We start from the raw sequence: 26,642 nt of genomic DNA, 5'->3' as shown, positions 1-26,642 counted from the left end.
GTTTTCACTACCATGAAGGGTACTATCACAGCATGGGTAAAAAGATGCTGGCTCCGAAGACGATCAATCCCGGCGACAAGGTCGCGCTGCTGTCCCCCGCCTGGGCAGCTCCGGCGTATTTCCCGGAGATTCATGCGCAGGCTGTTGAGCGCCTCGAGCGGCTCCTCGACGTCGAGGTGATCGAATACCCGACCACCCGAAAAATGAACGCCAGCCTAGAAGAGCGCGCAGCCGACGTCAACGCAGCCTTCGCTGATCCGAGCATCCGGGCAATCCTCACGAGCGTCGGCGGCGATGACCAAATCCGCCTGACCAGGCTCCTCGACCCCGCTCTCCCCCAGGCCGATCCTAAGCCGTTCTTCGGCTATTCGGACAACACCAACATCCTCAACTGGCTGTGGATCAACGGCGTGTCCGCCTACCACGGCGGCGCCACACAGGTACATTTTGGCCCCGGTCCGCTCGTCGACGCCGAACACCTCGTCACGCTCCGCGCGGCACTTTTCGGCTGGGGAGATACCCTCATGCCCACCACCACCGACTCTCAAGATTTCGGCTTCGACTGGTCCATGCCCGAGGCACTCACGGAAGACTCACCGCGCGGGCCCGCGCTCCCGGTGGAATTTCTTGGCAGTGACGACGCCGTCACTGGGCACACGTGGGGCGGCTGCCTCGAGGTGCTCGATCAGCTAGCGATCGCCGACCGCCTGCCGCCCGCGGCCGACCTCGAAGGGGCGATCCTCATCCTTGAAACCTCGGAGCTCATTCCTCCCGCCGACACCGTGGGCAGGTGGATCCGAGCCTTCGGAGAACGTGGCTACCTCGACGCGGCGGCAGGTCTCATTTTTGCACGGCCGGTCGTGGACGACCGCGACGCGCCCGCACCTGCAGAGGCGCTTCGATCCCGACACGACTCCTACACCGAATATCTACTGGCAAACCTCTCCCTCTACCGCCGTGACCTACCGGTTTGTCTCAACCTGCCCTTCGGCCACACGCGCCCGCAGCTCATCCTTCCCTATGGCGGCGAAGTGACACTCGATCCGGTAGCCGAGACAGTAACCGCGCACTTCCCGCACGCCGAGCGATACACACCCACGACGCCACAAACCCGACCCGCGCCCAACACTCACCTCGCAAAGGACACTCACCTAGCATAGGGCGCCACCTCACACCGAGCGCCCGCTAGGCTTCAGTAGAACGGGCCAGACGGCGTCGTTAAATAAAGTCGATCACGTCCGCGATCGACTCGTGCACGTGGTCAGGGCGATAGGGGAACTTCACGATGTCCTCGCGCTTCGTCGAACCGGTGAGCACCAAATGCGTCTGCAGACCGGTCTCCACACCCGCCTGAATGTCGGTGTCCATGCGGTCGCCCACGATCGAGGTATCCTCCGAATGGGCCCCGATCTTGTTCAACCCGTTACGCAACATGACCGGGTTGGGCTTGCCCACAAAGAACGGCCGGCGGCCAGTCGCCTTCTCAATCATGGCCGCGACAGCGCCCGTGGCCGGGATGTCGCCGTCGGCAGAGGGGCCGGTCGCATCAGGATTAGTCGCAATAAACCGCGCGCCTCCTTGGATAAGCCGAATACCCGTGGTCAGCATCTCAAACGAATATGTGCGAGTCTCACCCAGCACCACGAACTCCGGATCCGACGACGTCATCACGAAGCCCTCCTCGTACAAGGCCGTCGTCAATCCGGCCTCGCCGATCACAAATGCCCGCCGATCTTCGCTCTGATCAGCTAAGAACTTCGCCGTCGCAAGCGCCGACGTCCAGATACGCTCTGCAGGCACCTCGAGGCCGGAAGAGGCAAGGCGAGCCGACAGGTCGCGCGTCGTAAAAATCGAATTATTCGTCAAGATCAGGTGCGGGATGTCGCGTTCGTCAAGGCGCTCCAAAAATTCCTTCGCACCATCAAGCGCCATGCCCTCGTGTACGAGGACGCCATCCATATCAATCAGCCATGCACTCATACCTCAAGCAAACCATGAATAGCGCTCCTGCGTGCCACATTCCGCCAACATGCACGATCGTGCCACTCGCGGCGGGCCCTCGAGGGTTAACGTGCGCGCTTGCGTGCCTCAGACACTGCGCGCTCGGCCTCACGCTGATCTTGCTTGCGGCGAAGCGTCTCGCGCTTGTCCCATTCCTGCTTGCCACGAGCCAAGCCGATTTCGATCTTGGCGCGACCACGGACAAAATAGAGCTCGAGTGGCACGACGGTGGTGCCCTTTTCCTTGACCTTCACGGCCAGCGTGCGTAGCTCGTCCTTATGTAGGAGAAGCTTGCGCTTCTGCGTGGGGGCGTGGTTCGTCCAGCCACCGGTGGACCACACCGGAATATTGGCACCCACGAGCCAAGCCTCCCCACGCCGATCAAAATCGATCCACGCCTCCATAAGAGACGCGCGCCCAGCCCGCAACGCCTTGACCTCCGTGCCAGCGAGCACGAGGCCCGCCTCATACGTCTTGTCGATGAAATAGTCGTGGCGAGCCTTCTTATTGCGGGCGACGACCTTCTTCGCGTCCGCCGCCTCCTTCGCCTTTTGGGCAGGGGTCAGCTTACCGCTTTCCTTCTTCCAAGCTTTCGGCATGACACATCCTTCCCTTCAGTGCTGGCGGCATGGTCCTCTAGTCTATGTCCGTTCCCCGACCAGGCACAACATCATGACCAGCGGCGAGTAAACGAACTCAGCGTCATGGGATCGATGACTCGCCCGTTCTGCCACACCTCGAAATGAACGTGGCACCCTGTGACGCGGCCCGTCTGCCCTGTCCACCCTATGACCTGACCTTTCGACACTTTTTGACCACGGGAGACATTAAATGCTGAGAGGTGATTTGTCACCGTCACGTAGGAGTTACCTCCCACGACCCCATGGTTGATAAATATCTGGTTGCCGTGGGTTCCGTTTCCGGCGGCGGGCACAACGTCGGAGACGACGCCGTCAGCCGGTGCAGTCTGTGGCTCGCCACATCGCGAACGCAAGTCAACGCCGTTATGCATCCATGTTCCGCCAAAGGGATAGACACGCATTCCCCACGGCGAAGTCACATAAACCGGGGCGGGTACGGGTGGCTGAATCCAGCTTGCCGAGGCTTGCGCCGGCGCCGGCGCGGGAGCTCCTGGGCGCTGACGTGCACGTTCCGCCGCCTCGCGTGCCGCACGTTCAGCAGCTTCCTTCTTGCGTCGATTCTCTTCGTCAATGGCGGCAATGCGCTGGGCCGTCTTTTCGCCTTCGGCCTCGATATTTTGAAGCGAGGACTGGTAGTCGGTCTTCTTCGCCTCAAACTCTTCCGACTGGGCAACGATGCTCGACTCAAGCTCGAGCAACTCCGCCTTACGCGCGTCGGCCTCGTTCTTCTTCACGGTCTGCGTCTCAACCAACGCTTCGGCCTTGTTCTTCAAGTCCTGAATTTGTTTCTCGACAGCGCTCTGACGCGCCTCGCGATTCTTTGATTGGGCCGCCCGCTGCTGAAACTCGTTCAACGACGACGCATGAGAGCGCGAGACCGCCGCCTGCGCGCGATAGGCGTTGGCGAAGTCCTCCGCGGTGGCAGAACCGACAAGCATCTCCATCGTCGAAGGCATCGTGTCACCGCGGTAGGTCGCGCGAGCGAGCTCGCCCAAAGACTTGCGCGTCGCGTCAGCATTGGCGACGTTCTCGGCGATAGCGTCCTTGATGCCAGCAAGCTCGCCTTGGGCCGCATCGAGCAACGCCCGGTTGGCCTCCGCCTCGCGCACGGCCGCCGCGAGTTCGTTCTGCGCGCTGGCCACCGCGGCCTCAGCCTCGGGGATCTTGCCGCGAGTTTCTTCAAGCTTGAGATAGGCATCCTGCAGACTCACATCGATGCCCTCCAGCTCGGACTGCAACCGCTCCTTCTCGCGCTTGTGCTCTTGCTGCTGTTCAACCAGGTCCGAGCGCTCGTCGGCGAATGCCGGCGCGGAGTTGATGACCATCGTCGCTCCAGAAACGGCGAGCATGAGCGCGGCGAGTGCCGATGTGAGCTTGCGCATCCGATCTCCTAGACCCTCGTGTAGCGGCGCAGCGCGAGGAACGATGCCAAGCCAGCCACGACAAGAGCGCCAAGCAGGAGCCACGGCGCCAGCATGAGCACGTCGTTGCCGGTAATGATGCGCAGCCACGAGCCGGCAAACCAGTCATGGACGAAGTAGGCCACTGCCACCCACAGCGCGGCGATCGCGGCGATGGAGCCGATGAGCGCGGCTAGAAGGCCTTCAAGAATGAACGGAGCCTGGATAAACGCGTTCGAGGCGCCCACAAATCGCATAATTTCCGTCTCGTTGCGGCGGAACATGGCCGAGAGTCGAATCGTTGCCGGGATAAGCAAAAACGCGGTGATGATCATGATGCCAGCCAGCGCTCCTGCAATGAGCGTGAAGCGGTTGAGCATGTTAAATAATGGTTTGAGTTGCTCGCGTTGATCGATCACCGTGTCGACGCCGGGGCGCCCCTCGATGCTCTCCCGGACGACGTCGTACTCTTGGGGATCGACGAGCTTAACACGGAAAGAGGCTTGCATCTGCTCGGGGGCAACTGTATCAACCCAGGCGCTACCCGCTAAGTATTCACGGAAATTCGTGTAGGCCTCTTCCTTCGACTCGAAGTACACCTTATCGACGTACTTGGCCATGTCCGGTGAATTGAGATAGGTCTTCAAAGAATCGATCTGCTCCTGGGTGGCCTCGCCTGCCGCACATTGAGGAGTGTTTTGGTCAGGGGCACACAGAAAAGCCGAGACCTCCACGCGGTCGTACCAGTCGTTCTTCGCCGACTCGATCTGATCCTGCAACAACACGGCCGCACCCACGAACATGAGGGACACGAAGGTCACGAGGGTGACCGACGCCGAGAGCGCAAAGTTCGCCCGCAGGCCTTTGAAGACCTGGCTGAAAATGAAACGAAGCCTCATGCCTGGCTACCTCCGTAGACGCCGCGGTCCTGATCACGCACCACGTCTCCGCTCACAAGCTCAATAACTCGCTTACGAAGCTGATTGACGATCGCCTGGTCGTGAGTGGCCATCACCACCGTCGTCCCCTGGCGATTAATCCGGTCGAGCAGACGCATGATTCCCAAGGCCGTCTTGTGGTCGAGGTTGCCCGTCGGCTCGTCAGCAAGAAGCAACTCGGGGCGGTTCACCATCGCGCGTGCGATCGCCACACGCTGCTTTTCGCCGCCGGAGAGCTCATGCATGCGGCGCTTCTCCTTGCCATCAAGGCCCACGAGCTCGAGGACCTGCGGCACTTCCTTCGAGATAGCGTGGCGCGGCTTGCCAATCACCTGCATCGCGAGGGCGACGTTGTCGAAAACGTTCTTGTCCTGCAACAAGCGGAAATCTTGGAAGACCGTGCCGATCTGGCGGCGCAGAAAAGGTACACGCCGCGAGGACACTGCCGCCAGGTCCTTGCCCAACACGTGAACCTTTCCGGAGGTCGGCCGTTCCTCGGCCAACACGAGCGCCAGCATCGTGGACTTACCCGAACCGGAAGCACCTACAAGGAAGACGAACTCCCCGCGGTCAATATTTAGGCTCACGTCATCAAGCGCGGGAGCGGCCCCTCGCTGATAGATCTTCGTGACGTTTTCAAAAGTGATCATAAATCGCGCCAAATCCTTGCAAACATGGTCTCCATAAGCATAGGAGTCACGGATTTTTCTTCAGATAAGGCACGCCGGAGCCGTGGTTATTCCGCCTCTTTTTGCGACTGGCGCCACCGGATGCCGGCGTCGATAAAGCCATCAAGGTCGCCATCGAAAACAGAATCGGTGTTGCCCACTTCGTGTCCGGTGCGCAGATCCTTGACCATCTGATAGGGGTGAAGAACGTAGGAACGCATCTGATCGCCCCATGATGCCTTCACATCGCCTGCAAGCTCCTTCTTCTTCGCTTGCTCTTCTTCGTGGCGCTTTTGCAACAGCTTGGACTGAAGAACTCGCAACGCCGCGGCGCGATTCTGAATCTGCGACTTCTCATCCTGCATGGATACGGTCAGCCCCGTGGGGATGTGCGTCATTCGCACCGCCGAATCCGTGGTATTCACCGACTGCCCGCCCGGCCCCGAGGACCTGAAAACGTCAATCTTCAGCTCCGTTTCGGGGATCTCGATCGAGTCTGTGGTTTCGATCAGAGGAATGACTTCCACAGCGGCGAAAGACGTCTGGCGGCGTCCCTGATTGTCGAAGGGAGAGATGCGCACCAGGCGGTGCGTGCCGGCCTCCACCGACAGCGTGCCGTAGGCATAGGGAGCCGAGACCTCGAACGTCGTGGACTTGATGCCCGCTTCCTCGGCATAGGACGTGTCCATCACCTTCGTCTTGTAGCCGTGACGTTCTGCCCAACGCAGGTACATGCGCTGTAGCATCTGCGCAAAGTCTGCCGCATCGACGCCGCCCGCTCCGGAGCGAATCGTGACGACGGCGTCGCGCTCATCGTATTCGCCACTGAGCAATGTCTTAATCTCAAGGTCGGACAGGTCCGCAGAGATCTTCTCGATCTCCTTTTCCAGCTCGGCGTAAAGCTCCTGGCCGACAGCAAGATCGGAGGTGGACTCCTCCACCGCCATCTCGAGCAGCGTTTCAGCGTCCGCAACGCGCTGACCCATCTTTTCCACACGATCAAGTTCGGCCTGGGCGTGGGAAAGCCGCGACGTCACCGCCTGAGCCGCATCCGGATCGTCCCACAGATCGGGGGCGGCCGACTTCTCGGTGAGGTCGGCAATAGTCGCCTTCAAGGCGGGGACGTCACTAACCGCCTCGATCTGGTTAAAGACCCTGCGGAGGTTGTCTAGTTCTTGCTGATAATCAATGGCCACGGTTGAAGTCTACGGCATCCGTCGCAGCTCGGCCGTAGAGGTGACGGTGAGTTCCACTTCGTCCACCGCGCTGAGCAGCTCAGGGACGAAGGGCAAGCGAGCATTTCTGGTCAGATCGACGACGACGGACGACCCCTCGACTCGCACCACGAAGCTAACTTCTCCCCCATCCACCAGGAGGGTTCCCGCACTCGGCGGCTCGGGCTTCAGCTCGAGGCTAGACCCCGAATAGTACGCATCATCCGAGATGCTCTGGGCGAGTTCGAGCGCCAGGGAGTCCGCGGTGTTCAGCAGGTCCCGGCGCACGCCATGAATGTGAATCGCCGAGGCCAACACGAGGATCAGCGACACAACGACGACCCACAGTCCCAGCCCGAGCACGATGAGATTGCCGCTCTCGGCACGCGGGTGGCGAGCCGAGTCACTCGCCTGCCGCGGCGTGGTGACGGGCGGGATGGCAGGCGCGAGGGCAGGCGTGGCGATAGAAGAAGCTGCGCTCATGGGCGCACCATCCGGTAAAGATCAACCATCATCGCCTGGCTTGCCTTGATGCTGACCGCGCCGAGGACGGGAATGGTAATCGCAGCCTCGACGTTGACGGTCACCGAAGCTCCAGGGGTGAGGCACGGCCGCGACGCACACACCACCTCTGTAGCCAAGTGCTCGGTAAAACCGCGATCTGCCCATGCCTGCTCGGCGGCCTGACGCGCACTCGCATCGGCCAGCGGGCCGCTATCCGAGCGCACAAATGCACGCACCGACTGCCTCGCCGCATCGTTGAGGGCAAGCTGAGCGGCCGTCGTCGTCGCGAGACCAACAAGTAACACGAGCGCCGGCACGATGACCACCACCATCACGCCAACAAACTCGACGATCGCGTTGCCAGCCTCGGCCCCCTCACCCGACTGTCGATGGGGCCCTGCCCCGCCCGGGCGGAACTTACTCGCGTTGTGCATGGGCCTTCACCTCAATCACGTGCGAGCCAAGGAATCCCGCGCCGGGCGTGGGCGCGTGAACAGTTATTTCGAGGCTCGCGCCGACGAATTGCGCCGCGATGTCCTCGGCGTAGGCCGTGCTCAACGTCGTCGTGATGAGATCGCGGGTACGCTCCTTCGCAACGTGGGTCGAACCACTCGCGACCCCAACCCGTGCACCCTCCATCGCCGAATCGGTGATGATCGCGTGAACATACCAATTCATACCCGCCGCAATGATCGTGTAAACCACGGCAAGGAGCAGGCCGACCGACGCCACGAAACCGACCGTTGCATTGCCGGGCTCGACGAAGTTCCGATCAGATGCTGAGGATGCGGCTAATGGCATTGTTGAACAGGTTCGTCAGCGCCGGGCCCGCGACGGCCCAGATGAGCACAACGAGGGCGGCGGTCATGAGCGTAATCATGACCCAACCTGGCACGTCGCCAGCCTCGTCCCGCTCATGGGCCGGCCATAGGAAGCGACGAGCGCCGCTGAAGTAACGTTTCATGGGATTCTCCTTTTGGTCGAAGTTCAGTTTGATTGGGGCTCAGTATGCGGACTAGTTCAGGTTCAGCGCTTGGAGCGCTGGGAACACGGTAAAGACCACGGTTAGCGGCATGATGATGAAGACGACCGGCACCATCATGGCGATCTCAGCTTTGCCTCCGGTCTCGAGTAGCTCTCGCCGTGCCGCATCGCGCGTATCGCACGCCTGGGCGTGGAGAGAAGCCGCGAGCCCGCTCCCCTGCTCGAGCGCCGTGACGATTGCCTCGCTAAACCGGGCCACATGGCGGTTCCCGGAGCGTTGCCCCATTTCGCTCAATGCGCCCGTCAGTGGCTGGCCGGCGTGAACCTCGCTCATTGTGCGACGTAGTTCGTCCACGATCTCGCCCTCGCCGATGGCACACACGCGTTCGATCGCAACCCGAACAGATTCTCCTGATGCCGCCGCGAGCGCTAGGATCTCCACCACGTCTGGGAGCTGGGCAGTGTAGGCCTTCTGGCGCCTGCGCACGCGCGCAGACAAATCCCAGTCCGCTCCAAGGACGCCCGCGCCTAGGCTCAAGGCAATGCTGACAAGCGCCACAACGACTGGCGCCCCACGCATCACCAGGGCAAACGCCAGAAGGGCTCCAAAAGCGAATCCCGCAGTTCCCCATTGGAGTTGTCTGACCCGGAAATCCGAGAGCGAAAGATCGCCAAGGAGGTTGGTACGACGTTCGACGGAAGCGTTGGTCGAGCCGACGGCGTCAAGTGCCTTGGCCACCAGCGCCTTCACGCGCCGCCGTGGAGCCGGCCGCCTGGGACGTGTGGCCACGTAGGGCAACACGCGCGTGGCGAGCTGTGCTGGCTTGTAGAACAACGCGAGGAACACGAGGAGGATGCCGGCCCAGAACGCCGCACCGATGATGAACCCGCTAACCACGTTGCATCCCTCCGGAATTGCCGAAGATGCGCTCGTCCTCAGGCAGACGCCCGAGGCGCAGCATGAGCCAGTACGCAAACAAGGTCAGAACAAAGCCGCCCACGAGGATCGCCACGCCGGTCGACGTCGTAAACGCCTCGATCGTGCCTGGCCGCGTGGAAAAGAGCAGGAGCATAGCCCAGGGAGCAACAGCAGCCAGCCGCGCACCGTTGACAGTCCACGACTGGCGAGCGAGCAACTCCCCACGTGCCCGATTATCCTCACGGACGAGCTTGGCAAGGCTTGCAAGGGTTGAGGACAGGTCCCTACTTCCGAGGTCGTGTGCAAGCCGCAACGACTCGAGAATCCGATCAGTCATCGGATCGGCGAGGGTGCTCTTCAGCTCATCGAGGGCCGGATCAAGGCGGCCGTCCGCTCGCAGATACTGTGCGAACTGCGTAAATGCCGGACGCATCACTTCGGGCCCACGTACAGCCAACAGCGCGAGCGACTCGCCTATCGGCAACCCGACGCGAACGTTCGCTACGACGTCGTCAATCACTTCGGGCCAGACGTCACGCAGCAGCTCCTTGCGCCGTCGTTCACGAGAACCTCGCCAGAGGCCCGGGATTGCCGCACCGAGGACCGCGATCGCAAGCGATATCGGCACAGACTGAGAAATCATGCGGGCAAGAAGAAAGCCTGCAATGCCAGCCACGAGCGCAGGCCACATTCGTGCCCACAGCTTGGCTGGAAAAGCCATGTCACGGGGGCTGCGGTAAGCCAAGCCGATAAGGTAGACACCCAGGCCCATCAGCGTTCCGATCACAAAAGCCATCGCTCGCCTCCCAGCAGGACGCGCAGATCGTAACCGCGTTCGTCGAAAAGTTCTGGGTGGGGCACGTAGCCAGCGCCGCGTTCGATCCCCTGACCACGGTCAACGAAGATTTCGCTCGTCTCGACGACGTCACCCTCCATCCGGCCCGTGAGCCCTACGATCTCACGGACGCGCCTCCTCCCGTCCCGGTCACGGTGAAGATGGACGAGGAGGTCAATGGTGCTTGCCACGGTCGGAAGGACGAAGTCAGCCGTGACGTTTTCTCCAGCAAGCAACGGAAGCACGCTTAGCTTGTTCACGGCATCGCGGGCCGAATTGGCGTGAATCGTGCACGCACCGGGAATCCCCGAATTCAGGGCGATGAGCATGTCGAAAGCTTCGGCCTGGCGCACTTCCCCAATGACGATGCGGTCTGGACGCATGCGCAACGATTCCCGTACGAGCCTACGCAAGGTGATCTCACCACGATCCTCGAGATTTGCTGGCCGGGTCTGCATGGCGACAACGTCGCGATGGGCGAGGTTAAGCTCAAAGACTTCCTCCGCGGTAATCACGCGTTGACCGGGTGGGATCGCACCGAGTAAGGCGCGAAGAAAAGTGGTCTTGCCGGCCTGAGTCGCACCCGAGACGATCACGTTGAGCCCACAGTCGATGGCGGCATCGAGAAAAGACGCGGCCTGATCGGACAGCGTTCCCAGCTCCACAAGCTGCCGAAGTCTGCGAGGCCGGACTATGTATTTGCGAATATTGATAGCCCAGTACTTGCGAGTGATGTCCGGAATCGCCACGTGGAGACGCTCGCCGGAATGCAACGCCGCGTCAACAAATGGCTGCGAGAGATCGAGCCTGCGCCCCGAGGCCCGCAACATGCGCTCAACGAGATCCCTCACTTGCCTATCTTCGAGAACGATGTTGGACAGCTGGCTAACACCGTCCCGTGCATAGAACACCCTCCCGGGCTCGTTGATCCAAATCTCCTCGATCTGTGGGTCATCAATAAGCACCTGAAGCGGACCGAATCCTCCAATATCGTCACGGAGCCTTCGGCGCGCGGAATCGGCGTCGCTCATGGGGCTCACCGCCCCCGCGACCGTCAGATCCTCATATTCTGCTAAGGCATCGTCAATGAGGCGTTCGAGGGCGTCCGTGTTCAGCTGCGGATCGATTCGAGAGGAGCGGACGAGTTCGCGCACCCGCTCATCGAGCCATGCGATTGCGCTTGCGGGATTGACCTCGCCGAGTTCTCTGTTCACATTCGCAGGCTAGAAGAAAATCGAAAGTGCGATTCAAACTACCCACAGCTGTGGAGAATTAGTTCGCTAATTTCCACTTTATGGTAATTGGTCATCTCACTCTTCCCGCTGGGCGTGTAATCACCGCTGATCGCCACGAATGTCGCTACCGTGGAAAGGTGAACAAGACTCCCTACAAGCTCGCAGCCATAGCCGTTTCAGCCATCGACGGCCTCGAAGCGGTGGGCGTCCGCGGCCCATACACCCGCACCGCCGATTTTCAATACGGCGGAGTCATCGATGCCAAGGGTCGCCGGTGGATCGTCAAGTATCCCCTCCACGCCATCGCCGGCGCGATGATCGAAGCCGAGGCCGCCATCGCACCGGCCCTCCTCGAGTCCCTTCGCCAAGGTCTGCTCCCCTTCGACGTCATGCGACCGGCCGGATTCGCCCAAGTCAATGACGGACGGGCGGTCATCTACGTAGCCCCCATGGGTCGCGAGCGCGACTTTGACAACCTCGACCTCGACGGCGCGCACGAGCTCGGGCGCGTACTCGCCGCCCTTCATCAACTCCCCCGCGAGACCATCGAAGCAGCTGGCCTTCCCTCCTACGACGCGCAGACAACACGGCGCCGACTCTTGGCAGACCTTCACGACGCCGACGCCACATCTGCGCTACCGACCGTTCTTCGGCGTCGTTGGGAGAATGCCCTCGAGGTGGCCGAGCAATGGGATTTCACCCCGTGCGTGGTTCACGGCGATATTGGCCCCGATCAATTCATGTGGTCGGACGGGTCCGTTTCGTGTGTCCTCGGCTTCGGGTCCGCACACGTAGGTGATCCCGCCCTCGATTTCGCTTCGCTCTTTTCGGGACTAGACGAGACGCTCTTTAATGCCGTGGTCGAGTCATACGAAAATGCCATCGGCCAAACGCTGGACGAGAACTTCTTCAACCGCGCAGTCCTGATTTCAGAATTGGCTCTCGCCCGCTGGATGCTCTTCGGAGCCCGCCGCAAGGACGCCGCGATTGTCGACGAAGCTCGGACGATGATGGACAGCCTCGCGGCCGACGTCGAAGCCGACCCCGGGCTGGTACCCGGACCGACCTGGTCAGTCAGCCAAGTCGACACGCTCGATGCCGATGGCGCGGATGAGGCGCCACGGCTTTAACCATTTGCCGACATCTAGCGTTCTTCAACGAATTCATTACGCGGACGTTCCAAAAAGCAATGTGGTCAACATTGCGGAACTAGATCGGCTCACGGCCAAACAGGCGGGCAATAGTGGACAGAGACTGGGTCTCCTTGATCATGCCGTCGGCAACGTTGTGCGGAAGGAACGCCTTCACGCTATCGGTGCTAATGAGAGCCATGTGTGGCTCCTCCTTTCAAAAAATTTAGCCCTGCTGGTTGCGGGCGTTAGCGAATAGTTGGGAAATCCACGAACCCTCACTCGAGGCTTCGGGCTCCTTTTCGTAGCCAGGAAAAACGGACGGCTTCACTGGTTCTTTGACGGTGATGAGCTTGGAGAGCGGGTCGAAATGCTCCTGCAGATCCTCGCGTGTCTCCCCGCGCAGCACACCGGCAGGGATAGCCGTCCCGTCCGTGATCTCTGCCGCCCATGCGGCTACCTGGTCACGCTTGCGGTATGCGGCGTTCTCCGCTTCGAGCTTCGCGAGCTTCTCGGCCTGCTTCTGCTCGGTCGTCTTCGCCGCTTCCTCGAGCTCGGCAAGCTTCGTGGCTGCCGCACGGTTCTCTTTTGCGCGTGCTTCCCACTTGCGTGCCTCCGCCTTCCAATCAACCTGCTGCTCCTGTGCAGGGGCCTCGGCCTCGGACGACGTCTCGTTGTGGTTATCAGTGGTTTCCATTGGTTTTCCTCCCGTGCGGGTATAAAAAATCCCACCCACTGTGCAGCGGATGGGGAAAATACGCCCCAAAAAGTCAGGGCGGACACTTATAAGAATTCAGAGATGCTACGTGCTTGATCTGGCCCGATGCTTGGCAATCCAGCCAAGAGTTCGCTCAGTGAGCTCTGGATCCCAGGCAGCATGAACTTCATATTCAATGTCGGCGAGGATCTCGGCAGGCACGTCAATATCCTCCAAAAGTGTGAACTGAAGAAAGCTATCGACCGCAAAATCGTAATCCTGTTGTTCAAGATCGTTCTTGATCATGGAAGCGGCGACTGGCGACATCTGCGGAACATACACCGCAATAATGATTTCAATGAGCTCATCAAAATTAGCCATTTAACATCGTCCACCCTGTCTCTTGCCTGCCAAACCTAATGGTGGGAAATAAAGTGGCGGCGCAAGCCTTCCCGAGCTAATCAGCCTAGTGGGACGGCGGCGCCTCCAACTAGAATGCTACCCCGGCTAGCCAAGAGTGTAAAGGAACACCTCGCGCGACTTCGTAACAATGAGCAAGTGCGTCAACTTATTCTGCCCATAAAAGCGTTCGATTGCCTGAGATTTAGCGACACGTTCGTCAAGCTTAATGCGCCCAAGATCAAGAACCAACCTCGACGCCTGTTTTCTAGCCCTTTTAAACTGCCCAGAAATAGTATTCTTCTCAGAACTGCCCTCCGGCGCCTTCATCTCCCAAACCTCTCCACCTATCAGATAGTCAGGATTCTTTGCGCCAGGTGTTCGGTCAATTGCCTTGATGACAACTGTAAAACCGTGATGAGCAAGGGGCTCAGCAGTTACTATATCTTGCGGCTTTGCCCCTCTTTCTGCACCAGGCTCAAAGATCACTTTCGTTGGCTTACGCGGTTTCACGAGAATGCCTTTACGCGCTTCACGTTTACGCTTTTCCGCTAAAGCGATCGCTTTATCCCTGCGACGGATAACCGCTTCAATCGAGTCGCCGTCACGCCAATATGGCTTGTACTCCTCAACATAGAGCTTTTCGTGGTCGTAACCGTCGACTGTTTCACCGTGCCAGCGCATCCCTGACGGCGCCGTACGGTCTGGCTCCCACCGGCCACGCATCGGAACCACCAGACAGTCACAATCAGTGTGATAGCGGTTGCCCGGCCCGCCAGCATCCTGCTTCGTGCCATAAACAGGGCCACGCGACGCAAGGATCATGCAAAACGAGCACGTATGACTACCGGAAGGCACGCGAGCATACAGGACGTGAGGATACTTCCTCACAGAGCTGTCTACGACGTCACGACCGTGTTGGCGCACGAAACGCACCGCGACCGAAGCAACCCGCGCCAACGCCACCTGATAATCCTTGGTATCCTTGATGAAACTGGCTCACAACAAGGCGGCACACGGGCGGCACCCTACTAATCTGGCGTAGGTTAATACAGCGCGGGCCAGCTTAATACAGCCGGAGCCAGCGGTGACGGAGCGAGGGGAGCCGGGCCGGGGCGAGGGGTACCCACCGGCATCGCGCCTACACGAAGCTCGCCACACTGCCCTGGCGTTGTCCTTCTGCGATCTGACGGCGAATCTGCTCCGCGATCTCGTCACCGGTCATGTCGCCTGCGTGCAGTTCTCTCAATTCGGGATCGTCTTCGCCGAGGTAGTAGAAGCACGCACCGATCTCACCAAGGTCAATCCCCGCAGAACGGGACCACGCCAACCGGTATAGGCCCAGCTGAAACTGCCGCGAGGCGACTTGCTCAGCGCCCGGCCGCCGCCCCGTCTTCCAATCGACGATCGTGACCTGCGGCAATCCCTCAATTAAGGATGTGTCCAGCACGGCATCGATCACGCAGCGAACAGGATAGGGTCCCACCCGCACGTCGATTGCCTCTTCTATCGCCAAGGGCGGGCAGTGTGCGAATCGTGAAGTCTCAAAGCGGGCCAGCAGTTGGGCACGGCGAGCTTCGGTGAGATGAACATCCATGTCGATGGGCATCTGGCCGGGGAACGCTACGGCATCGACGTCGAGAGTCGCTGGCGAGTCAAAATGGTGCGCAATCGCCTCATGGACGAGAACGCCGGTGCGCGCCGCACGCGACGGTCGGTGCGGGATGGGCCGACGCTGTTCAACCAGGAAATTCTGCGCGTTCTGGGCAAGAGCCACCACGTCCGACGCCGTCAGGTAGTCGCGCGCGAGTCCCGGTTGCTGCGGATATGCGTTTCGTTCGCTCAACACCACCTGGGTGCCATGGCGCCACTGGTCAATGAGCGCCGCGTGGTCAAGCGTCGTCAGATTCCGGACTTCATCTACGGTGTCAGCCCTACGATCTACATCGACGGGCCATTGCTTGGTCTCCGGATCGAAGACCGCGTCCCCCAGCTGGGCGATATTCTCCTCAGCCTGCGCCACGTAACGGTCGAGGTCGCTACCGGTGAGGACGGCGTCGTTGACCGGCGAGGACGTAACAAGGTGCGTGACGTCCTCGATGAAGGCGTTCCGGGTCATTTCGGCTTGCTCATAAGGAACGACGTCGGCGCGCAGATTGAGCTCCTTGACAAGGTCCGTCCTCGCCTTGGCAGCCTTTGACTCGTCGACGAGGTCGTAGGAGGCGAGGATGAGGCTAGCCCTTGGTCGTGTGACTGCCACGTAGGCAAGCCTGCGGGATTCGGCCACGTGGTGCGACTTGAAAGCGCCCGCAAGATAGTCATAAACCTCCGTGAGGATCGCAACCTTGTCTTCGCCATCGATGGCGTCACACCCCGCCAGTCGATCAGCGAAAACGAAGTCCGGCAGATAGGCAGAGTCTTGGCGGAAGACGTATGGCAGCGAGCTCTTCGATTCCTGCCACATCACCTCGGTCGTGTCTTCGTCAAACCCGCCGGCCTTCATATCGGGGATTCCCACAAGATCCCATTCCAGGCCCTTCGCGGCGTGGATCGTCAGCAGTTGGACCACGCCCGATTCAGGTTCAATCGACGAGTCGTCGAAGAGGGAAAGATCCGCGCCTGCATCACCCTCTCCAACGTTTTCATGCTCTTCGAGCAGATTTACCCATTCGACAAAGGAGGCAAGGGTGGCACCTGGCAGGTCGGAGGCAAACTTCGCGCCGAGGCCGACAAAACTTGCCAAGGCCGCTTGAACCCGGGCCCCGCCCTGAAGCCGGGATTTGGCTTGTGCTTCCAGCCCCAACAGGCCGATAGCGGTGGTGATCGCTTCGGGAACCGACAGGTGCCGGCTCGCGATCACCTTTTTCACAATCGTGCCCAGGTGACGCAGGCGCCGATGCGCCTCCTCGCTCAGCCCCACCGGAGTGGCAGGCAGCATCATGAGCGCTTCCACGAGATTTGCTGGGACGTCCTGGCTGCCTTCGCCCTGGCTACCTCCGGTGGAAGCTTGCCGCGCCAGCTCGCGGGCGTAGGCATGCAACGCCACAATGTCCTTGGCTCCGATGGCATAAAACGTCAAGAGCGGAACGACCAGGTCGTTTCGCTCTGGGTTGACTCCCAATCCGAGCAGGGCGCGCACGAGACGAATCTCGGGCTTCTCAATGAGGGCCTCGCCGCCCACCACCTCGTAGGGCACGCCCGCCTCTTCAAGCGCCTTGATAGCGGGTTCCATATAATCTCGGGCTCGGCAAAGGATGGCCGCAGTTGGGTATGCCGACATCTTCTGGCCAGGCGCGGTTCCCGCGCATCGTTCGGATCGCGCCCGCTCGAAGGCCTCGGCAAAATAGCTGGCCAACCCCGCGTATGAGTCTTCGCGGAACGTGCGATGCACGTGGACCACGCGCCCCTCTTCCGCCCTAGGCTTCGGTTGTAGCTTTTTGACCGTCATAGACGGATAGCTCAGTTTGCCCTGCGTGAGGGCGTTGGCCACGTCAAGGATACGTTCGCTATTTCGAAAGGCTGTCGACAGAGTGAGGTTATCCCCCACTCCGAAACGATCCATGAAGTCCCCCAACGCCGCCGACGACGCCCCACGCCACGAGTAGATGGCTTGGTTCGGATCCCCCACGGCGCAAACCGACCACGCGTGAGAAAACGCGTACTCAATGAGCTCCGCCTGGCTTGACGAGGTGTCTTGATATTCGTCGAGCAAAATGAGCTTGTAGCGCTGGCACAGATCCTGGGCAACCTTGGGCACAGTGGCAAGGATCTGTGAGGCACGAACTACCTGGTCAGCAAACTCAATGAGGGAGTTTTCCTGCTTGTAGGCCAGATAGTCCTCGACAACATAACTGAGCGCGATGCGCACCTTTAAAGCGGGTGCCATTTTGCCCAGATGCTTTGTCTGAATTTCTCGCGAGGCGTCGGTTGCGCCCTTCGCCCGTGGGCCCTGGAGCTGCAGGATCGCCCCTATCTCACGTTCGAGGTAAGCCCGCAGCGCCGTGGGGTCAACGGTGTTGCCAATCATCTGGTCTGCCAGGTGAAGGGCATTACGTGTTATCGAATGCGGCGATTCTTCCTTCAGCGCTTCGAACCGGGGATCTGTGAGGTCAATCCCTCTAACGATTTTGTCCATGATCTGCCAGCGTTCGGCGTCCGTGATGAGCCGCGAGCGCGGGTCCTGCCCGATGAGCATCGAATAGGACGAGGCGATTTCTGACGCGAATGAGTTGTAGGTCGAAATAGTGGGCCGAGCCAATTCGCCGTGAATGCTATCCGCCACGCCATCCCCGTCGGCGCCCGGCATCACCTCTTCCCGGGCAAGCAGGCCCGCATTCACGGCCGCGCGCAGCTGCTTGTCGACGCGCTCGGCCAGTTCGCCTGTGGCCTTCGTTGTAAACGTCAGGCCGAGGACCTCATCGGGGCGCACATTGCCGTTGACCACATGCCACGCGATCCGTTGCGACATGGTGGCAGTCTTGCCAGATCCCGCGCCCGCGATGACGGCGATCGCGTGGTCCTCGCTGCGAATAACTGCCTCCTGCTCGGGCGTGGGAGGAAAATCGAGCGTGCGTGCAAAATCCTCGTACGAAATCATGAAAAAATCCTCCCTGTTCCTTGGGCCGGGCAAGAGGACCGGTATGCGCATCCGAGACAGTAGCTACCGGCGACGGCGGCAAAATTCGGCCCGCGCTGCGCAGAATCTGCCCTCTTCACCATCTGTTCAGTCTCCATGGCTTCTTCGGCCGACAGCGGCTCCTGATCGCGCAATGACGCGCTCCGACTCTTCGTGCCAAGATAGACCAGCCTGGCACCCAGCGATCGGTCAATCCCAGCAACTCCGCCCTGATCCACAAGCCATTGGTACACCCTCATCTGCGGGTTGATTTTCGCCTCGTCTTTCGAGATGGCGTTCCGCCCCGTTTTAAAGTCGACGATACGGGCTGCATTCTTCACCTGCTCGAGGCGGTCGATGCGTGCACGAACCGTAATCTCGGCGTTTGCTTCGTCAGAAAAGACCGTGCCTTCGGCGGCGGTCTCTACCCGCACATTTTGCGATTCCGCAGTCAGATATCCTACGAGGTGACTGACCATCTGATCGAGTCGTCTACGCTGAACGTATCCGGACAGGCCCTCGCTAAACTCGAGTTGTGAGGCAAGCGATTCGTACTCCGCAAGAATTTTCTCCTGCGGCCCATGAGGATGGTGTTCCGCCAAGGTGTGGATGAGTTTTCCGATATCGAGGGCGAGCGTCGAATCTTCGGACCTTGCCTGGCAGTTATCAAGGAACGCTCGCAGAGGGCAGGTGAGCAGGCTTTCCACGCGCGACGGCGACATGCGCGCCGCCCCGTCAACTACCGGCTCATGCGTTGTCAGTGCCATGGCCTCGGCCCAGTAACGCTCATCCGCCTCCGTAATTCCGGCGGCGGCAAGCTGGCCGAGTAGCACCCCGGCTTCCTCAACAAGCCCCGCATCGCCGGACCGGAGCGCCTGGCGTAGTTGACCGACCAGGCCCGTTGTTTCCAGCGTGCTGGCCACAGCCGGCGCCGCGGCAAGCTCAGGGAAGAGCCACTGCAAGAAGCGAGAGGGACGGATTCCGTCCTGTTGCTGCGCTGTCAGAATTACCTCTGTGTTTGCTCTGCTCACGGCTTGCAGAAGCATCCGCAGCTCGTCATCAATGACATCGCTGACCAGCTGGGTAGGCTCCACCTCACGCCCAGCCATCGTTGACCCAACAACAATATTAACCAGCTTCGGCACTTTCGTCAGCGGATTTCGAAGTTGAGTATTGGGCCACGAGCCTTCATTGACCCCGACGATCGCCACGTAGTCCCACGAACGTCCAATTGTTGCCGACGGCGAGGCGAGCGCAACCTCGTCATGCCCTCCGCCAACGCGCGCAATCGAGTCCTCAGGAATATCTTGGCTCTCCAGAACATCAAGTAGGGCCCAAATAGTTGCATTGGTGACATCTCGATCCGCCTGCCGCTGGGCGATGCGGAAGAGCGAGATCACGGCATCGAGATCCTCATTGGCACCATCTCCCGCTAGCCCACCCGCCAGCGCCTGGGCACGCCAGCTTTCGGCCACTCCCGTTCCGTCCCAAGCAGCCCACAGGACTTCCTCACCTAGGCGGCCTTCGGCACTTGCTTGACGTATCGATTCGATGACGGAGAAGACCTTGGCAAATTCGGGAATCTTGGATGCCACCTCTCCACCCTCGAGGATGTCTCGCAGAAGTTCGCCTTGCGAGCGGGTGCCCCCGCGGGCCAGTTCCCACCCGCGCATCTGGCGGCGCAGCTTTCGCAACTCCAAGGGCTCGATAGCGAAGAGCACCCCACCGAGCAGCGCCTCGAGACTCTCCGCCGTGACGTCCGCCGGGTCCGCGAGCGCAACATCAATGAGCGAGATGAGAGCGGCAACCGCGCGCTGTTCGCGCAACGGCTGATTGTTCACGGTGCTTTCCACCGGGACACCATAGTGGAGCAGGGTTCGCCTGATGGCCCCGTGCGCAGCGGTCGAACGAGTCACCACCGCCATATCCGAATACGGCACGCCTTCGACGTAGTGAAGCTCGCGGAATTTCGCGGCAACGAAGGCAATCTCCTCATCCTCATTGGCGAAAGTCATCGCCTCCACGCGCGCCGAAGCGCCGCATCCGCCTTCCGCATCAGCACGGAACGCGGCCTTGCGGTGTTTTCCGGCACCGGCGGTGTGGATACCGCTGGTGATCTTTCCGATCAATTCCCCCATCTCTCCGCCGCCGCGATATCGCGTGGAGAGCGTGTAGCGTTGGGCCCCGAGCCCGCCCGCGTGGATGGGCTTCGTCAACAGCGCGGGAAGGTGGGCGATGCCGCCACGGAAACCTTGGACGGCCGTGTCCGGATCTCCGAACGTGAGGATTGACGCGCCGTCTTCGTGAAGGGAACGCAGCAACGTCCGCACGGCCAGAGTCGCATTCTGGATGTCATCGACGATGATCCAATCCCACCGGGGCTTTGACATGCCCAGACGCCCGGATCCGCCTGGCGTAGCGAGGTCCCAGCTGCGCAGCATCCCCGCCGCCTGGGTCAATACACGCGCGTGATCCACGATATCGGGGTTGCCGTGGCCAACAGCGGCCTGCGTGGCCAGGGCATTTTCGTAATCGGCAATCATGGCGGCGCCCTGGCCCCACACCGGCTCCCCATAGCGTTCGCCCACTACGGCCAGGTCCGCTGGGCTCATGGCAAGCTCCGCGGCACGCGTGATCAAGTCACGGAATTCTGCGCGATAGGCAGGAATCTTCACCAGCTCCTCATCGTGCCCGCCGTGTCCGAGCTCGAGCCCGATTTCGAGGATCTCCTTGATGAGCGCGTCCTGGCGCGAGCCCGAGATCAGCTCGGGTTCTCTTCGCCCAACGAATTGCGAATAGGCCGAGACGATCCCGAATGCGAAAGCAGTGAGCGACTGGACCGACAGCGCTCCTGGCAGGTAGCCGAGGTCGAAAGAAATCTTGTTACGCAGATCCGACGCGGCGCGACGATCCGGTGAGAGAACGGCCACCCGGACAGCGGGGTTCTCCTTGACCAGCTTCACCGCAAGTTCCCGAACTAGGCGAGTTTTACCCGTTCCGGGCGCACCAATCACCGACGCCGTACACAGCGGCTCCACGCCAAGAACCGCACGCTGGCTTTCATCGAAAAGAACGTCATCTGCCATGCCCACGAGCATAACGCTCCCCTCCGACAAATTTCGGCCAACGATGAAACCCCCGGGTGCAAACGTCGTCGCCCACCCCGCGCGCGGTACGATATCGGCAGTTCTAATCATGGAGGAAACATGGAAATCAGCATCGGAATCCGCAACGTCGCCCGGGAACTGACTCTCGACGCCGATCTCACCGCCGAACAGGTCACCGCCAAGGTCAATGACGCCATCGCTTCGAACTCGGTTTTTTCCTTGACGGGCAAGGATGGCCAGGTCGTCGTCGTTCCCGTTCAGGCTCTCGGCTACGTCCAGTGCAAGGAGGCAGAAGTCCGCCGCGTAGGCTTCGGCTTTTAGCCCTCCCCGTGATCGAACTTCCGCGATGACCCGCCAAACCAGGCGGGTCGTTTCTTTTGTGCCGGGCGTCCGCCAAGAGCCTTCCGCATCGATCGCGAGGCGACGGCGACTGTGCGACTGCCCACCAGGAGGAATCTGTAGCGCCCGGTGCGATAGAATGGCCGACGAGGTTGACCGGTCGTCACGTTAATGTCGAAGATTTTTCACGATCGGCTGCCCGGGTGCAGATCAAACAGGCGCACCCTCCACGTCGAAAGTGAATATTGTGCAATCAGGAATTGTAGATACAGCCGGTGCTGTCGTGCGCCCGGCCAACGAACCGTCAGCGGACATCCAGGCCTCGGCAAGCGAGCTCGAACTCGATCGCAAGTCATTCGCCGATTTCGGTGTTTCCCAACCGATCGTCGATGCGTTGGCGAAGAAGGGCATCGTTCATCCCTTCCCCATCCAGGCGTTGACACTGCCGGTCGCCCTCAAGGGATCGGATATCATCGGCCAGGCAAAGACCGGAACCGGTAAGACCCTCGGCTTCGGCATCCCCATGGTCGAGAAAGTCATCGGCCCCGGCGAAGACGGGTGGGAAAAGCTGCACGCTCCCGGCAAGCCGCAGGGGCTCGTCGTCGTGCCCACGCGCGAACTCGCCAAGCAGGTAGCCGGTGATCTGCGTGACATCGCAGCAAACCGCTCGGTCCGCGTCGTCGAAGTCTACGGCGGCAAGGCCTACGAGCCGCAGGTCAAGGAGCTTGAGAAGGGCGCGGAGATCGTCGTCGGCACGCCGGGGCGCATCATCGACCTTGGCAAACATCGCACGCTGGATCTATCCCATGCCCGCACCGTGGTCCTCGATGAGGCTGACGAGATGCTCGACCTAGGCTTCCTCGAGGACGTGGAGAACATCCTCGCAGCGACCCCACCCAACCGGCACTCGATGCTCTTCTCGGCCACCATGCCCGGCCCGGTCATCACCATGGCCCGCCGATACATGTCCAAGCCCACTCACATCCGCGCCCAGAATCCCGACGACGACTCGGCGACCGTCAAGCAGGTCAAGCAGGTCGTTTACCGTTGCCACGCGATGAACAAGTCCGAGGTTTTGGCCCGCATTTTGCAGGCCAAGGAGCGTGGCTTGACGATCATCTTCACACGCACGAAGCGCACCGCCGCACGCCTGGCTGACGAGCTTGAGGATCGTGGCTTTGCCACCGGCGCCCTCCACGGCGACCTTGGCCAGGGAGCGCGTGAACAGGCGATGCGCGCCTTCCGGAAGGGCAAGATCGACGTCCTGGTCGCCACTGACGTCGCGGCGCGCGGTATCGACGTCGACGACGTCACCCACGTCATCAACTACCAGTGCCCCGAAGATGAAAAGACCTACCTGCACCGCATCGGGAGAACCGGGCGAGCTGGGCAGAAGGGAACGGCGGTGACCTTCGTCGATTGGGAGGACACACCGCGCTGGTCGGTCATCAACAAGATTCTGAACCTTGGCTTCCCCGAACCGGTGGAGACCTATCACACCTCCGCGCATCTCTACACGGATCTTGACATTGACCCCGAGGCGACGGGTCGCCTCCCCCGCTCCAAGCGCCTGCGCGCTGGCCTCGATGCCGAGGAAATTGAGGACCTTGGTGAGACCGGCAAGCGTGGCCCGCGTGGCCGTGGCCGTTCCGGCGGCGGCCGCTCCGGCGGTGGCCGCGGCTGCTCAGGCGATGAGGGCCGGAAGCGGAATCGTCAGCACAGGCGCACCCGCGTCTCTTCGGCCAGCTCCGACGCGAAGGCGGAGTCCACGAGTGCCACGTCAGAGGCCCCCACGCAAAAGAAGCCGCGCCGACGTCGCCGCCGTATGTCCTCGACGAAAGGCGAATAAGCACCACAAGCAAGAAGGTGGCGCCCCGCGGGGCGCCACCTTTTCCTCTATCATTCTTTGCCCATCTCGCGAGGGCCCCACTGCCGGGTCCGGCCCTAGCCGAGGAATCCTCGCACCACGCCCAGGACGCCGGAGATGATCAGCTGCGTGGCGATAGCAGCAAGCAGCATGCCCGACAGGCGGGTGAGCAACATGACGCCGGCCTCGCCGAGGAGGCGCATGATGGCTCCTGCGAAATGCATAGACATCCACGAAATGAGCAGAACCGACGCCGCAGCGGCCACCACCGCGACCTGCCCCCACACGTCGCCCGAATCCCTCATCAGCAGCATGAACGCCACGATCGAGCCAGGGCCGGCCAACAACGGTGTGCCGAGGGGGACCATCGCGACGGCGATGGTGCCGCCGGCCGATCCCGGGTCTTCTTCCTTGCCGGTGAGCAGTTGCAAGGCCACAAGCAAGAGGAGGACACCGCCGGAAATCTGTAGCGCCTCGGCCGAGATGCCCATGTAGCCAAAGAGCACGAATCCAAAGAAGCCGAAGAGGAGGAGCAGCACCATGGCGATGAAATTCGCCTGAAAGGCCACCTTCTTGCGTTCCGATTTGTTCAGCGCCCTCGTCAGTGCCATGAACACGGGCACGTTGCCCGGCGGGTCGATGATCACCAGCAGCGTGGCGAACGCGGATGCGAACAGGGCGCCATCAAAACTCACGGATGCACAACCTCCAAAAATGCGCCCTGCTCCAGAGCGATCAGTGTCTCCGAGTCCGTGGTGTTTTCACCCAACCGGTTCGGTTTTCCGGATCCATGGTAGTCGCTGGATCCGAACTCGAAAAGTCCCGCGCTACGTGCCCTGGCTGACAGTTGCGCACGTAACTGCGCTGGGTTGTCCCGATGATTGACCTCGACGCCGAACAAGCCGGCCTCTGCCATGGCCGCGATCGCCTCGAGTGGCACGGTCTTGCCGCGCGTAACGGCCAGCGGGTGGGCGAGGACGGCCCGGCCCCCGGCGTCGTTGATCCACTCGATGACGTCGAAGACGTCGGGCGAGTAGTTCTTCACATAGTACTTTGACGTCGAGTGGAGCAGGTGATCGAAGGCCTGCGAACGGTTCTCCACGATCCCGCGCGCCACCAGGGCGTCGGCGATGTGGGGGCGCCCGACGGACTTCGCCGCACCGGCGAACGCCGCCACCTCCTCCCAGCTGATGGGAAAATCCTCGGCCAGGCGCGAGACGATCTCCTGCGCCCGGCGGGCCCGCGATTGGCCGAACGCGTCGCGATGAGCCGCGAGCGCGGGAGAGTGGGGATCGAAAAGATAGGCGAGCATGTGGACGGAAATCGAACTGTCGGCGTCGTGAAACGTGCTGGTGACTTCCATACCTCGCACAAGGCTCACGCCGGTCTCAGGCACAGCGTCTGCGGCCTCATCCCACCCGGCGATGGTGTCGTGATCGGTGAGCCCGACGGCGGTGAGCCCGGCCTGACGCGCACTAGCCATGAGCTCGACAGGGCTCTGGGTGCCGTCGGAGCAGAAAGAGTGGGCGTGGAGGTCGATCATGATTCCACGCTAAAAGCTAAAGATCGTTTCGTCCACCCCGAGTACGTTCGGGAATGTCGGAGCGACGTGGGATAATGTGTCTATGACTGAAGAACAAACTCTTGAAGAAAAGGCACACAACCGCACCCAGCGTCCGCAGGGTCAGGCGTTTCGCGAGTTTATTGGCGAGGATTGGGGGCCGCGCCCGGCGGGCCCGCAGCGGATGGTCGTCGCTGACTACACGCCCGCTCGTCACAAGATTCTCTCCGAGCTTTTCCCCGGCGAACGCCTTGTGTTCCCCGCGGGCGATCTCACGGTCCGCTCGAATGACACGGATTACCGTTTCCGTGCGCACTCGACATTTGCTCACCTGACCGGCCTGGGAGGGGAGGACGAGCCCGGCGCAGTGCTGGTTCTCAACCCCGTCGAGGGCGGCCACGAGGCGGTTCTTTACTTCCATCCGCGCGCGTCGCGTTCGTCGGAGGAGTTCTATGCCGATTCGCGCCACGGCGAATTCTGGGTGGGTGCTCGCCTGAGTGCTCAGGAGATGGAGACAGCCACGGGGCTGAAGGTCGCCCACATCGGCGAGATGAAGGATGCTTTGGCCAAGGATCTGGGCTCGGTGCACATCCGCGTGATTCCCCAGTCGGATGCGAATGTCGAGGCGCTCGTGGCCGAGCTTCGTCAGCAGAACGGCTTGACCGAAGGCGCAGCGGAGGCCGACGCGCGGCTTGCCGAGGCAGCATCGGAGATGCGCCTGACGAAGGACGAATACGAGATCGCCGAAATGCGCAAGGCCATCGACGTCACGAAAGCGGGCTTCGAGGAGATGATCCGGGCCATGCCACGCGCGATCAATCACTGGCGCGGCGAACGCGTGATCGAGGGCGCCTTCCAGGCGAAGGCTCGCGAGGAGGGCAACGGCCTGGGATACGAGACCATCGCCGCGGCGGGCAATCATGCCAACACCCTGCACTGGATCACCAATGATGGCCAGCTACGGGACGGGGAGCTGATCCTCATCGACGCCGGCGCCGAGGTCGATTCCCTCTACACCGCCGACATCACGCGTACGTTGCCGATCAACGGCACGTTCTCCCCGGCTCAACGCGAGGTTTACGACGCCGTCTTGGCCGCCTGCGAGCGCGCGCTTGAGGTGGCCCAGAACAAGGTTCAGTTCAAGGATATTCATGCGGCGGCCATGGAGGTGATCGCACAGCATCTGGAGAAGTGGGGCATGTTGCCCGGCACGGCCGAGGCATCCCTCTCCCCCGAGGCGCAGTATCACCGCCGGTGGATGCCCCACGGAACGTCCCATCACCTGGGGCTTGACGTGCACGACTGCGCTCAGGCCAAGCGGGAGCTTTACCAAGATTCCTACCTTGAGCCCGGCATGATTTTCACAATCGAGCCCGGCCTGTACTTCCGCGCCGACGATCTGAAGGTGCCCGAGCGTTTCCGCGGTATCGGCGTGCGTATTGAGGATGACATCCTCGTCACTGAGAATGGGGCTATCCGGTTGTCGGAGGACATTCCGCGAACCCCGGAAGCCGTCGAGGCGTGGATGGCAGACCTGCAGAAGTAGGCCATTTGACATCCGGTGGGCGGGGAAGCCGCATGCGATCGC

General features: G+C 61.2%; 26 protein-coding genes. 5 read left to right on the top strand and 21 right to left on the bottom strand.

Going from position 1 to position 26,642, the window contains the following annotated elements; genetic code table 11:
- Positions 1-32: 32 nt before the first annotated feature.
- Positions 33-1,160 carry a S66 family peptidase gene (locus tag HLG82_RS03010; RefSeq protein ID WP_193327253.1) on the top strand — a complete coding sequence of 376 codons (1,128 nt, stop codon included), beginning with the start codon at positions 33-35 and terminating at the stop codon, positions 1,158-1,160.
- 58 nt (positions 1,161-1,218) lie between these two features.
- Here the strand turns inward: HLG82_RS03010 and HLG82_RS03005 are convergent, their stop codons facing one another.
- The 13 genes from HLG82_RS03005 to HLG82_RS02945 all read right to left on the bottom strand — a co-directional run bounded on the left by HLG82_RS03005 (position 1,219) and on the right by HLG82_RS02945 (position 11,318).
- Entirely contained in the window at positions 1,219-1,980 is a 762-nt protein-coding gene (locus tag HLG82_RS03005; RefSeq protein WP_193327252.1) for an HAD-IIA family hydrolase, read from the bottom strand.
- Between the two features lie 86 nt (positions 1,981-2,066).
- The gene (smpB, locus tag HLG82_RS03000; RefSeq protein WP_193327251.1) at positions 2,067-2,600 is read right to left on the bottom strand and encodes an SsrA-binding protein SmpB; all 534 of its coding nucleotides are present in this window, start codon (positions 2,598-2,600) and stop codon (positions 2,067-2,069) included.
- Positions 2,601-2,671: 71 nt separating this feature from the next.
- Complete coding sequence (locus tag HLG82_RS02995; protein WP_246462264.1) at positions 2,672-4,024, bottom strand: M23 family metallopeptidase; 1,353 nt, start codon at positions 4,022-4,024, stop codon at positions 2,672-2,674.
- Positions 4,025-4,032: 8 nt separating this feature from the next.
- A complete protein-coding gene (gene ftsX / locus HLG82_RS02990) occupies positions 4,033-4,941 on the bottom strand; it encodes a permease-like cell division protein FtsX (protein WP_193327250.1) in 909 nt (302 codons plus the stop codon).
- The gene (gene ftsE / locus HLG82_RS02985; RefSeq protein ID WP_193327249.1) at positions 4,938-5,630 is read right to left on the bottom strand and encodes a cell division ATP-binding protein FtsE; all 693 of its coding nucleotides are present in this window, start codon (positions 5,628-5,630) and stop codon (positions 4,938-4,940) included. The genes ftsX and ftsE overlap by 4 nt, the downstream gene beginning before the upstream one ends.
- Before the next feature lie 86 nt (positions 5,631-5,716).
- Positions 5,717-6,844, bottom strand: a complete 1,128-nt coding sequence (prfB, locus tag HLG82_RS02980; RefSeq protein WP_193327248.1) for a peptide chain release factor 2 — start codon at positions 6,842-6,844, stop codon at positions 5,717-5,719.
- A 9-nt stretch (positions 6,845-6,853) separates the two neighbouring features.
- Positions 6,854-7,345, bottom strand: coding sequence for a hypothetical protein (locus HLG82_RS02975; RefSeq protein WP_193327247.1), 492 nt, complete (start codon positions 7,343-7,345; stop codon positions 6,854-6,856).
- Positions 7,342-7,800: a hypothetical protein gene (locus HLG82_RS02970; RefSeq protein WP_193327246.1), complete on the bottom strand. Its 459-nt coding sequence runs from the start codon at positions 7,798-7,800 to the stop codon at positions 7,342-7,344. The genes HLG82_RS02975 and HLG82_RS02970 overlap by 4 nt, the downstream gene beginning before the upstream one ends.
- Positions 7,784-8,167, bottom strand: a complete 384-nt coding sequence (locus tag HLG82_RS02965) for a hypothetical protein (protein ID WP_193327245.1) — start codon at positions 8,165-8,167, stop codon at positions 7,784-7,786. Before HLG82_RS02965 ends, HLG82_RS02970 begins: the two co-directional genes overlap by 17 nt.
- A complete protein-coding gene (locus HLG82_RS02960) occupies positions 8,139-8,330 on the bottom strand; it encodes a hypothetical protein (protein WP_193327244.1) in 192 nt (63 codons plus the stop codon). Before HLG82_RS02960 ends, HLG82_RS02965 begins: the two co-directional genes overlap by 29 nt.
- A 51-nt stretch (positions 8,331-8,381) precedes the next feature.
- On the bottom strand, positions 8,382-9,248 hold the full coding sequence (locus HLG82_RS02955; protein ID WP_193327243.1) for a type II secretion system F family protein: 867 nt from the start codon (positions 9,246-9,248) through the stop codon (positions 8,382-8,384).
- A complete protein-coding gene (locus HLG82_RS02950) occupies positions 9,241-10,065 on the bottom strand; it encodes a type II secretion system F family protein (protein WP_193327242.1) in 825 nt (274 codons plus the stop codon). Before HLG82_RS02950 ends, HLG82_RS02955 begins: the two co-directional genes overlap by 8 nt.
- Positions 10,053-11,318: a TadA family conjugal transfer-associated ATPase gene (locus HLG82_RS02945; RefSeq protein WP_193327241.1), complete on the bottom strand. Its 1,266-nt coding sequence runs from the start codon at positions 11,316-11,318 to the stop codon at positions 10,053-10,055. The genes HLG82_RS02950 and HLG82_RS02945 overlap by 13 nt, the downstream gene beginning before the upstream one ends.
- Positions 11,319-11,476: 158 nt before the next feature.
- Between HLG82_RS02945 and HLG82_RS02940 the strand changes: the two genes are divergently transcribed.
- Positions 11,477-12,469, top strand: coding sequence for a phosphotransferase (locus tag HLG82_RS02940; protein WP_193327240.1), 993 nt, complete (start codon positions 11,477-11,479; stop codon positions 12,467-12,469).
- Positions 12,470-12,548: 79 nt separating this feature from the next.
- Here HLG82_RS02940 and HLG82_RS10465 read toward each other — a convergent pair whose 3' ends face one another.
- The 6 genes from HLG82_RS10465 to HLG82_RS02915 form a co-directional block, all read right to left on the bottom strand.
- Entirely contained in the window at positions 12,549-12,671 is a 123-nt protein-coding gene (locus tag HLG82_RS10465; protein WP_255313926.1) for a hypothetical protein, read from the bottom strand.
- Between the two features lie 24 nt (positions 12,672-12,695).
- Positions 12,696-13,166 (bottom strand): hypothetical protein, encoded by a 471-nt coding sequence (locus HLG82_RS02935; RefSeq protein WP_193327239.1) that lies wholly within the window; start codon positions 13,164-13,166, stop codon positions 12,696-12,698.
- 105 nt (positions 13,167-13,271) lie between these two features.
- Complete coding sequence (locus tag HLG82_RS02930; protein WP_193327238.1) at positions 13,272-13,547, bottom strand: hypothetical protein; 276 nt, start codon at positions 13,545-13,547, stop codon at positions 13,272-13,274.
- A 126-nt stretch (positions 13,548-13,673) separates the two neighbouring features.
- Positions 13,674-14,531, bottom strand: coding sequence for a VG15 protein (locus HLG82_RS02925; protein ID WP_439654672.1), 858 nt, complete (start codon positions 14,529-14,531; stop codon positions 13,674-13,676).
- 175 nt (positions 14,532-14,706) lie between these two features.
- Entirely contained in the window at positions 14,707-18,162 is a 3,456-nt protein-coding gene (locus HLG82_RS02920; protein WP_193327236.1) for an ATP-dependent helicase, read from the bottom strand.
- Entirely contained in the window at positions 18,159-21,266 is a 3,108-nt protein-coding gene (locus tag HLG82_RS02915) for an ATP-dependent DNA helicase (protein WP_193327235.1), read from the bottom strand. Before HLG82_RS02915 ends, HLG82_RS02920 begins: the two co-directional genes overlap by 4 nt.
- Positions 21,267-21,386: 120 nt before the next feature.
- Between HLG82_RS02915 and HLG82_RS02910 the strand changes: the two genes are divergently transcribed.
- Complete coding sequence (locus HLG82_RS02910) at positions 21,387-21,608, top strand: DUF3107 domain-containing protein (RefSeq protein WP_193327234.1); 222 nt, start codon at positions 21,387-21,389, stop codon at positions 21,606-21,608.
- Positions 21,609-21,873: 265 nt separating this feature from the next.
- Complete coding sequence (locus HLG82_RS02905) at positions 21,874-23,475, top strand: DEAD/DEAH box helicase (RefSeq protein WP_255313925.1); 1,602 nt, start codon at positions 21,874-21,876, stop codon at positions 23,473-23,475.
- A 95-nt stretch (positions 23,476-23,570) separates the two neighbouring features.
- Here HLG82_RS02905 and HLG82_RS02900 read toward each other — a convergent pair whose 3' ends face one another.
- Positions 23,571-24,188 carry a MarC family protein gene (locus tag HLG82_RS02900; RefSeq protein WP_193327233.1) on the bottom strand — a complete coding sequence of 206 codons (618 nt, stop codon included), beginning with the start codon at positions 24,186-24,188 and terminating at the stop codon, positions 23,571-23,573.
- Positions 24,185-25,036 (bottom strand): PHP domain-containing protein, encoded by an 852-nt coding sequence (locus HLG82_RS02895; RefSeq protein WP_193327232.1) that lies wholly within the window; start codon positions 25,034-25,036, stop codon positions 24,185-24,187. The genes HLG82_RS02900 and HLG82_RS02895 overlap by 4 nt, the downstream gene beginning before the upstream one ends.
- A gap of 82 nt (positions 25,037-25,118) precedes the next feature.
- On the opposite strand from HLG82_RS02895, the gene HLG82_RS02890 reads away from it, so the two are divergent.
- On the top strand, positions 25,119-26,600 hold the full coding sequence (locus HLG82_RS02890) for an aminopeptidase P family protein (protein ID WP_193327231.1): 1,482 nt from the start codon (positions 25,119-25,121) through the stop codon (positions 26,598-26,600).
- The last annotated feature ends 42 nt before the right edge of the window (positions 26,601-26,642 follow it).

Source organism: Trueperella pecoris (assembly GCF_014926385.1).
Classification (GTDB): domain Bacteria; phylum Actinomycetota; class Actinomycetes; order Actinomycetales; family Actinomycetaceae; genus Trueperella; species Trueperella pecoris.
Note: the sequence above shows the minus strand (reverse complement) of the source record. Positions and strands in the feature narration are given on the sequence as shown.

Bases quoted from the DNA above. Each gene is read 5' to 3' on its own strand.
- HLG82_RS03010 (WP_193327253.1), top strand. From the start codon at position 33: ATGGGTAAAAAGATGCTGGCTCCGAAGACGATCAATCCCGGCGACAAG.
- HLG82_RS03005 (WP_193327252.1), bottom strand. From the start codon at position 1,980: ATGAGTGCATGGCTGATTGATATGGATGGCGTCCTCGTACACGAGGGC.
- smpB (WP_193327251.1), bottom strand. From the start codon at position 2,600: ATGCCGAAAGCTTGGAAGAAGGAAAGCGGTAAGCTGACCCCTGCCCAA.
- HLG82_RS02995 (WP_246462264.1), bottom strand. From the start codon at position 4,024: ATGCGCAAGCTCACATCGGCACTCGCCGCGCTCATGCTCGCCGTTTCT.
- ftsX (WP_193327250.1), bottom strand. From the start codon at position 4,941: ATGAGGCTTCGTTTCATTTTCAGCCAGGTCTTCAAAGGCCTGCGGGCG.
- ftsE (WP_193327249.1), bottom strand. From the start codon at position 5,630: ATGATCACTTTTGAAAACGTCACGAAGATCTATCAGCGAGGGGCCGCT.
- HLG82_RS02975 (WP_193327247.1), bottom strand. From the start codon at position 7,345: ATGAGCGCAGCTTCTTCTATCGCCACGCCTGCCCTCGCGCCTGCCATC.
- HLG82_RS02970 (WP_193327246.1), bottom strand. From the start codon at position 7,800: ATGCACAACGCGAGTAAGTTCCGCCCGGGCGGGGCAGGGCCCCATCGA.
- HLG82_RS02965 (WP_193327245.1), bottom strand. From the start codon at position 8,167: ATGCCATTAGCCGCATCCTCAGCATCTGATCGGAACTTCGTCGAGCCC.
- HLG82_RS02960 (WP_193327244.1), bottom strand. From the start codon at position 8,330: ATGAAACGTTACTTCAGCGGCGCTCGTCGCTTCCTATGGCCGGCCCAT.
- HLG82_RS02950 (WP_193327242.1), bottom strand. From the start codon at position 10,065: ATGGCTTTTGTGATCGGAACGCTGATGGGCCTGGGTGTCTACCTTATC.
- HLG82_RS10465 (WP_255313926.1), bottom strand. From the start codon at position 12,671: ATGGCTCTCATTAGCACCGATAGCGTGAAGGCGTTCCTTCCGCACAAC.
- HLG82_RS02935 (WP_193327239.1), bottom strand. From the start codon at position 13,166: ATGGAAACCACTGATAACCACAACGAGACGTCGTCCGAGGCCGAGGCC.
- HLG82_RS02930 (WP_193327238.1), bottom strand. From the start codon at position 13,547: ATGGCTAATTTTGATGAGCTCATTGAAATCATTATTGCGGTGTATGTT.
- HLG82_RS02920 (WP_193327236.1), bottom strand. From the start codon at position 18,162: ATGATTTCGTACGAGGATTTTGCACGCACGCTCGATTTTCCTCCCACG.
- HLG82_RS02915 (WP_193327235.1), bottom strand. From the start codon at position 21,266: ATGGCAGATGACGTTCTTTTCGATGAAAGCCAGCGTGCGGTTCTTGGC.
- HLG82_RS02910 (WP_193327234.1), top strand. From the start codon at position 21,387: ATGGAAATCAGCATCGGAATCCGCAACGTCGCCCGGGAACTGACTCTC.
- HLG82_RS02895 (WP_193327232.1), bottom strand. From the start codon at position 25,036: ATGATCGACCTCCACGCCCACTCTTTCTGCTCCGACGGCACCCAGAGC.
- HLG82_RS02890 (WP_193327231.1), top strand. From the start codon at position 25,119: ATGACTGAAGAACAAACTCTTGAAGAAAAGGCACACAACCGCACCCAG.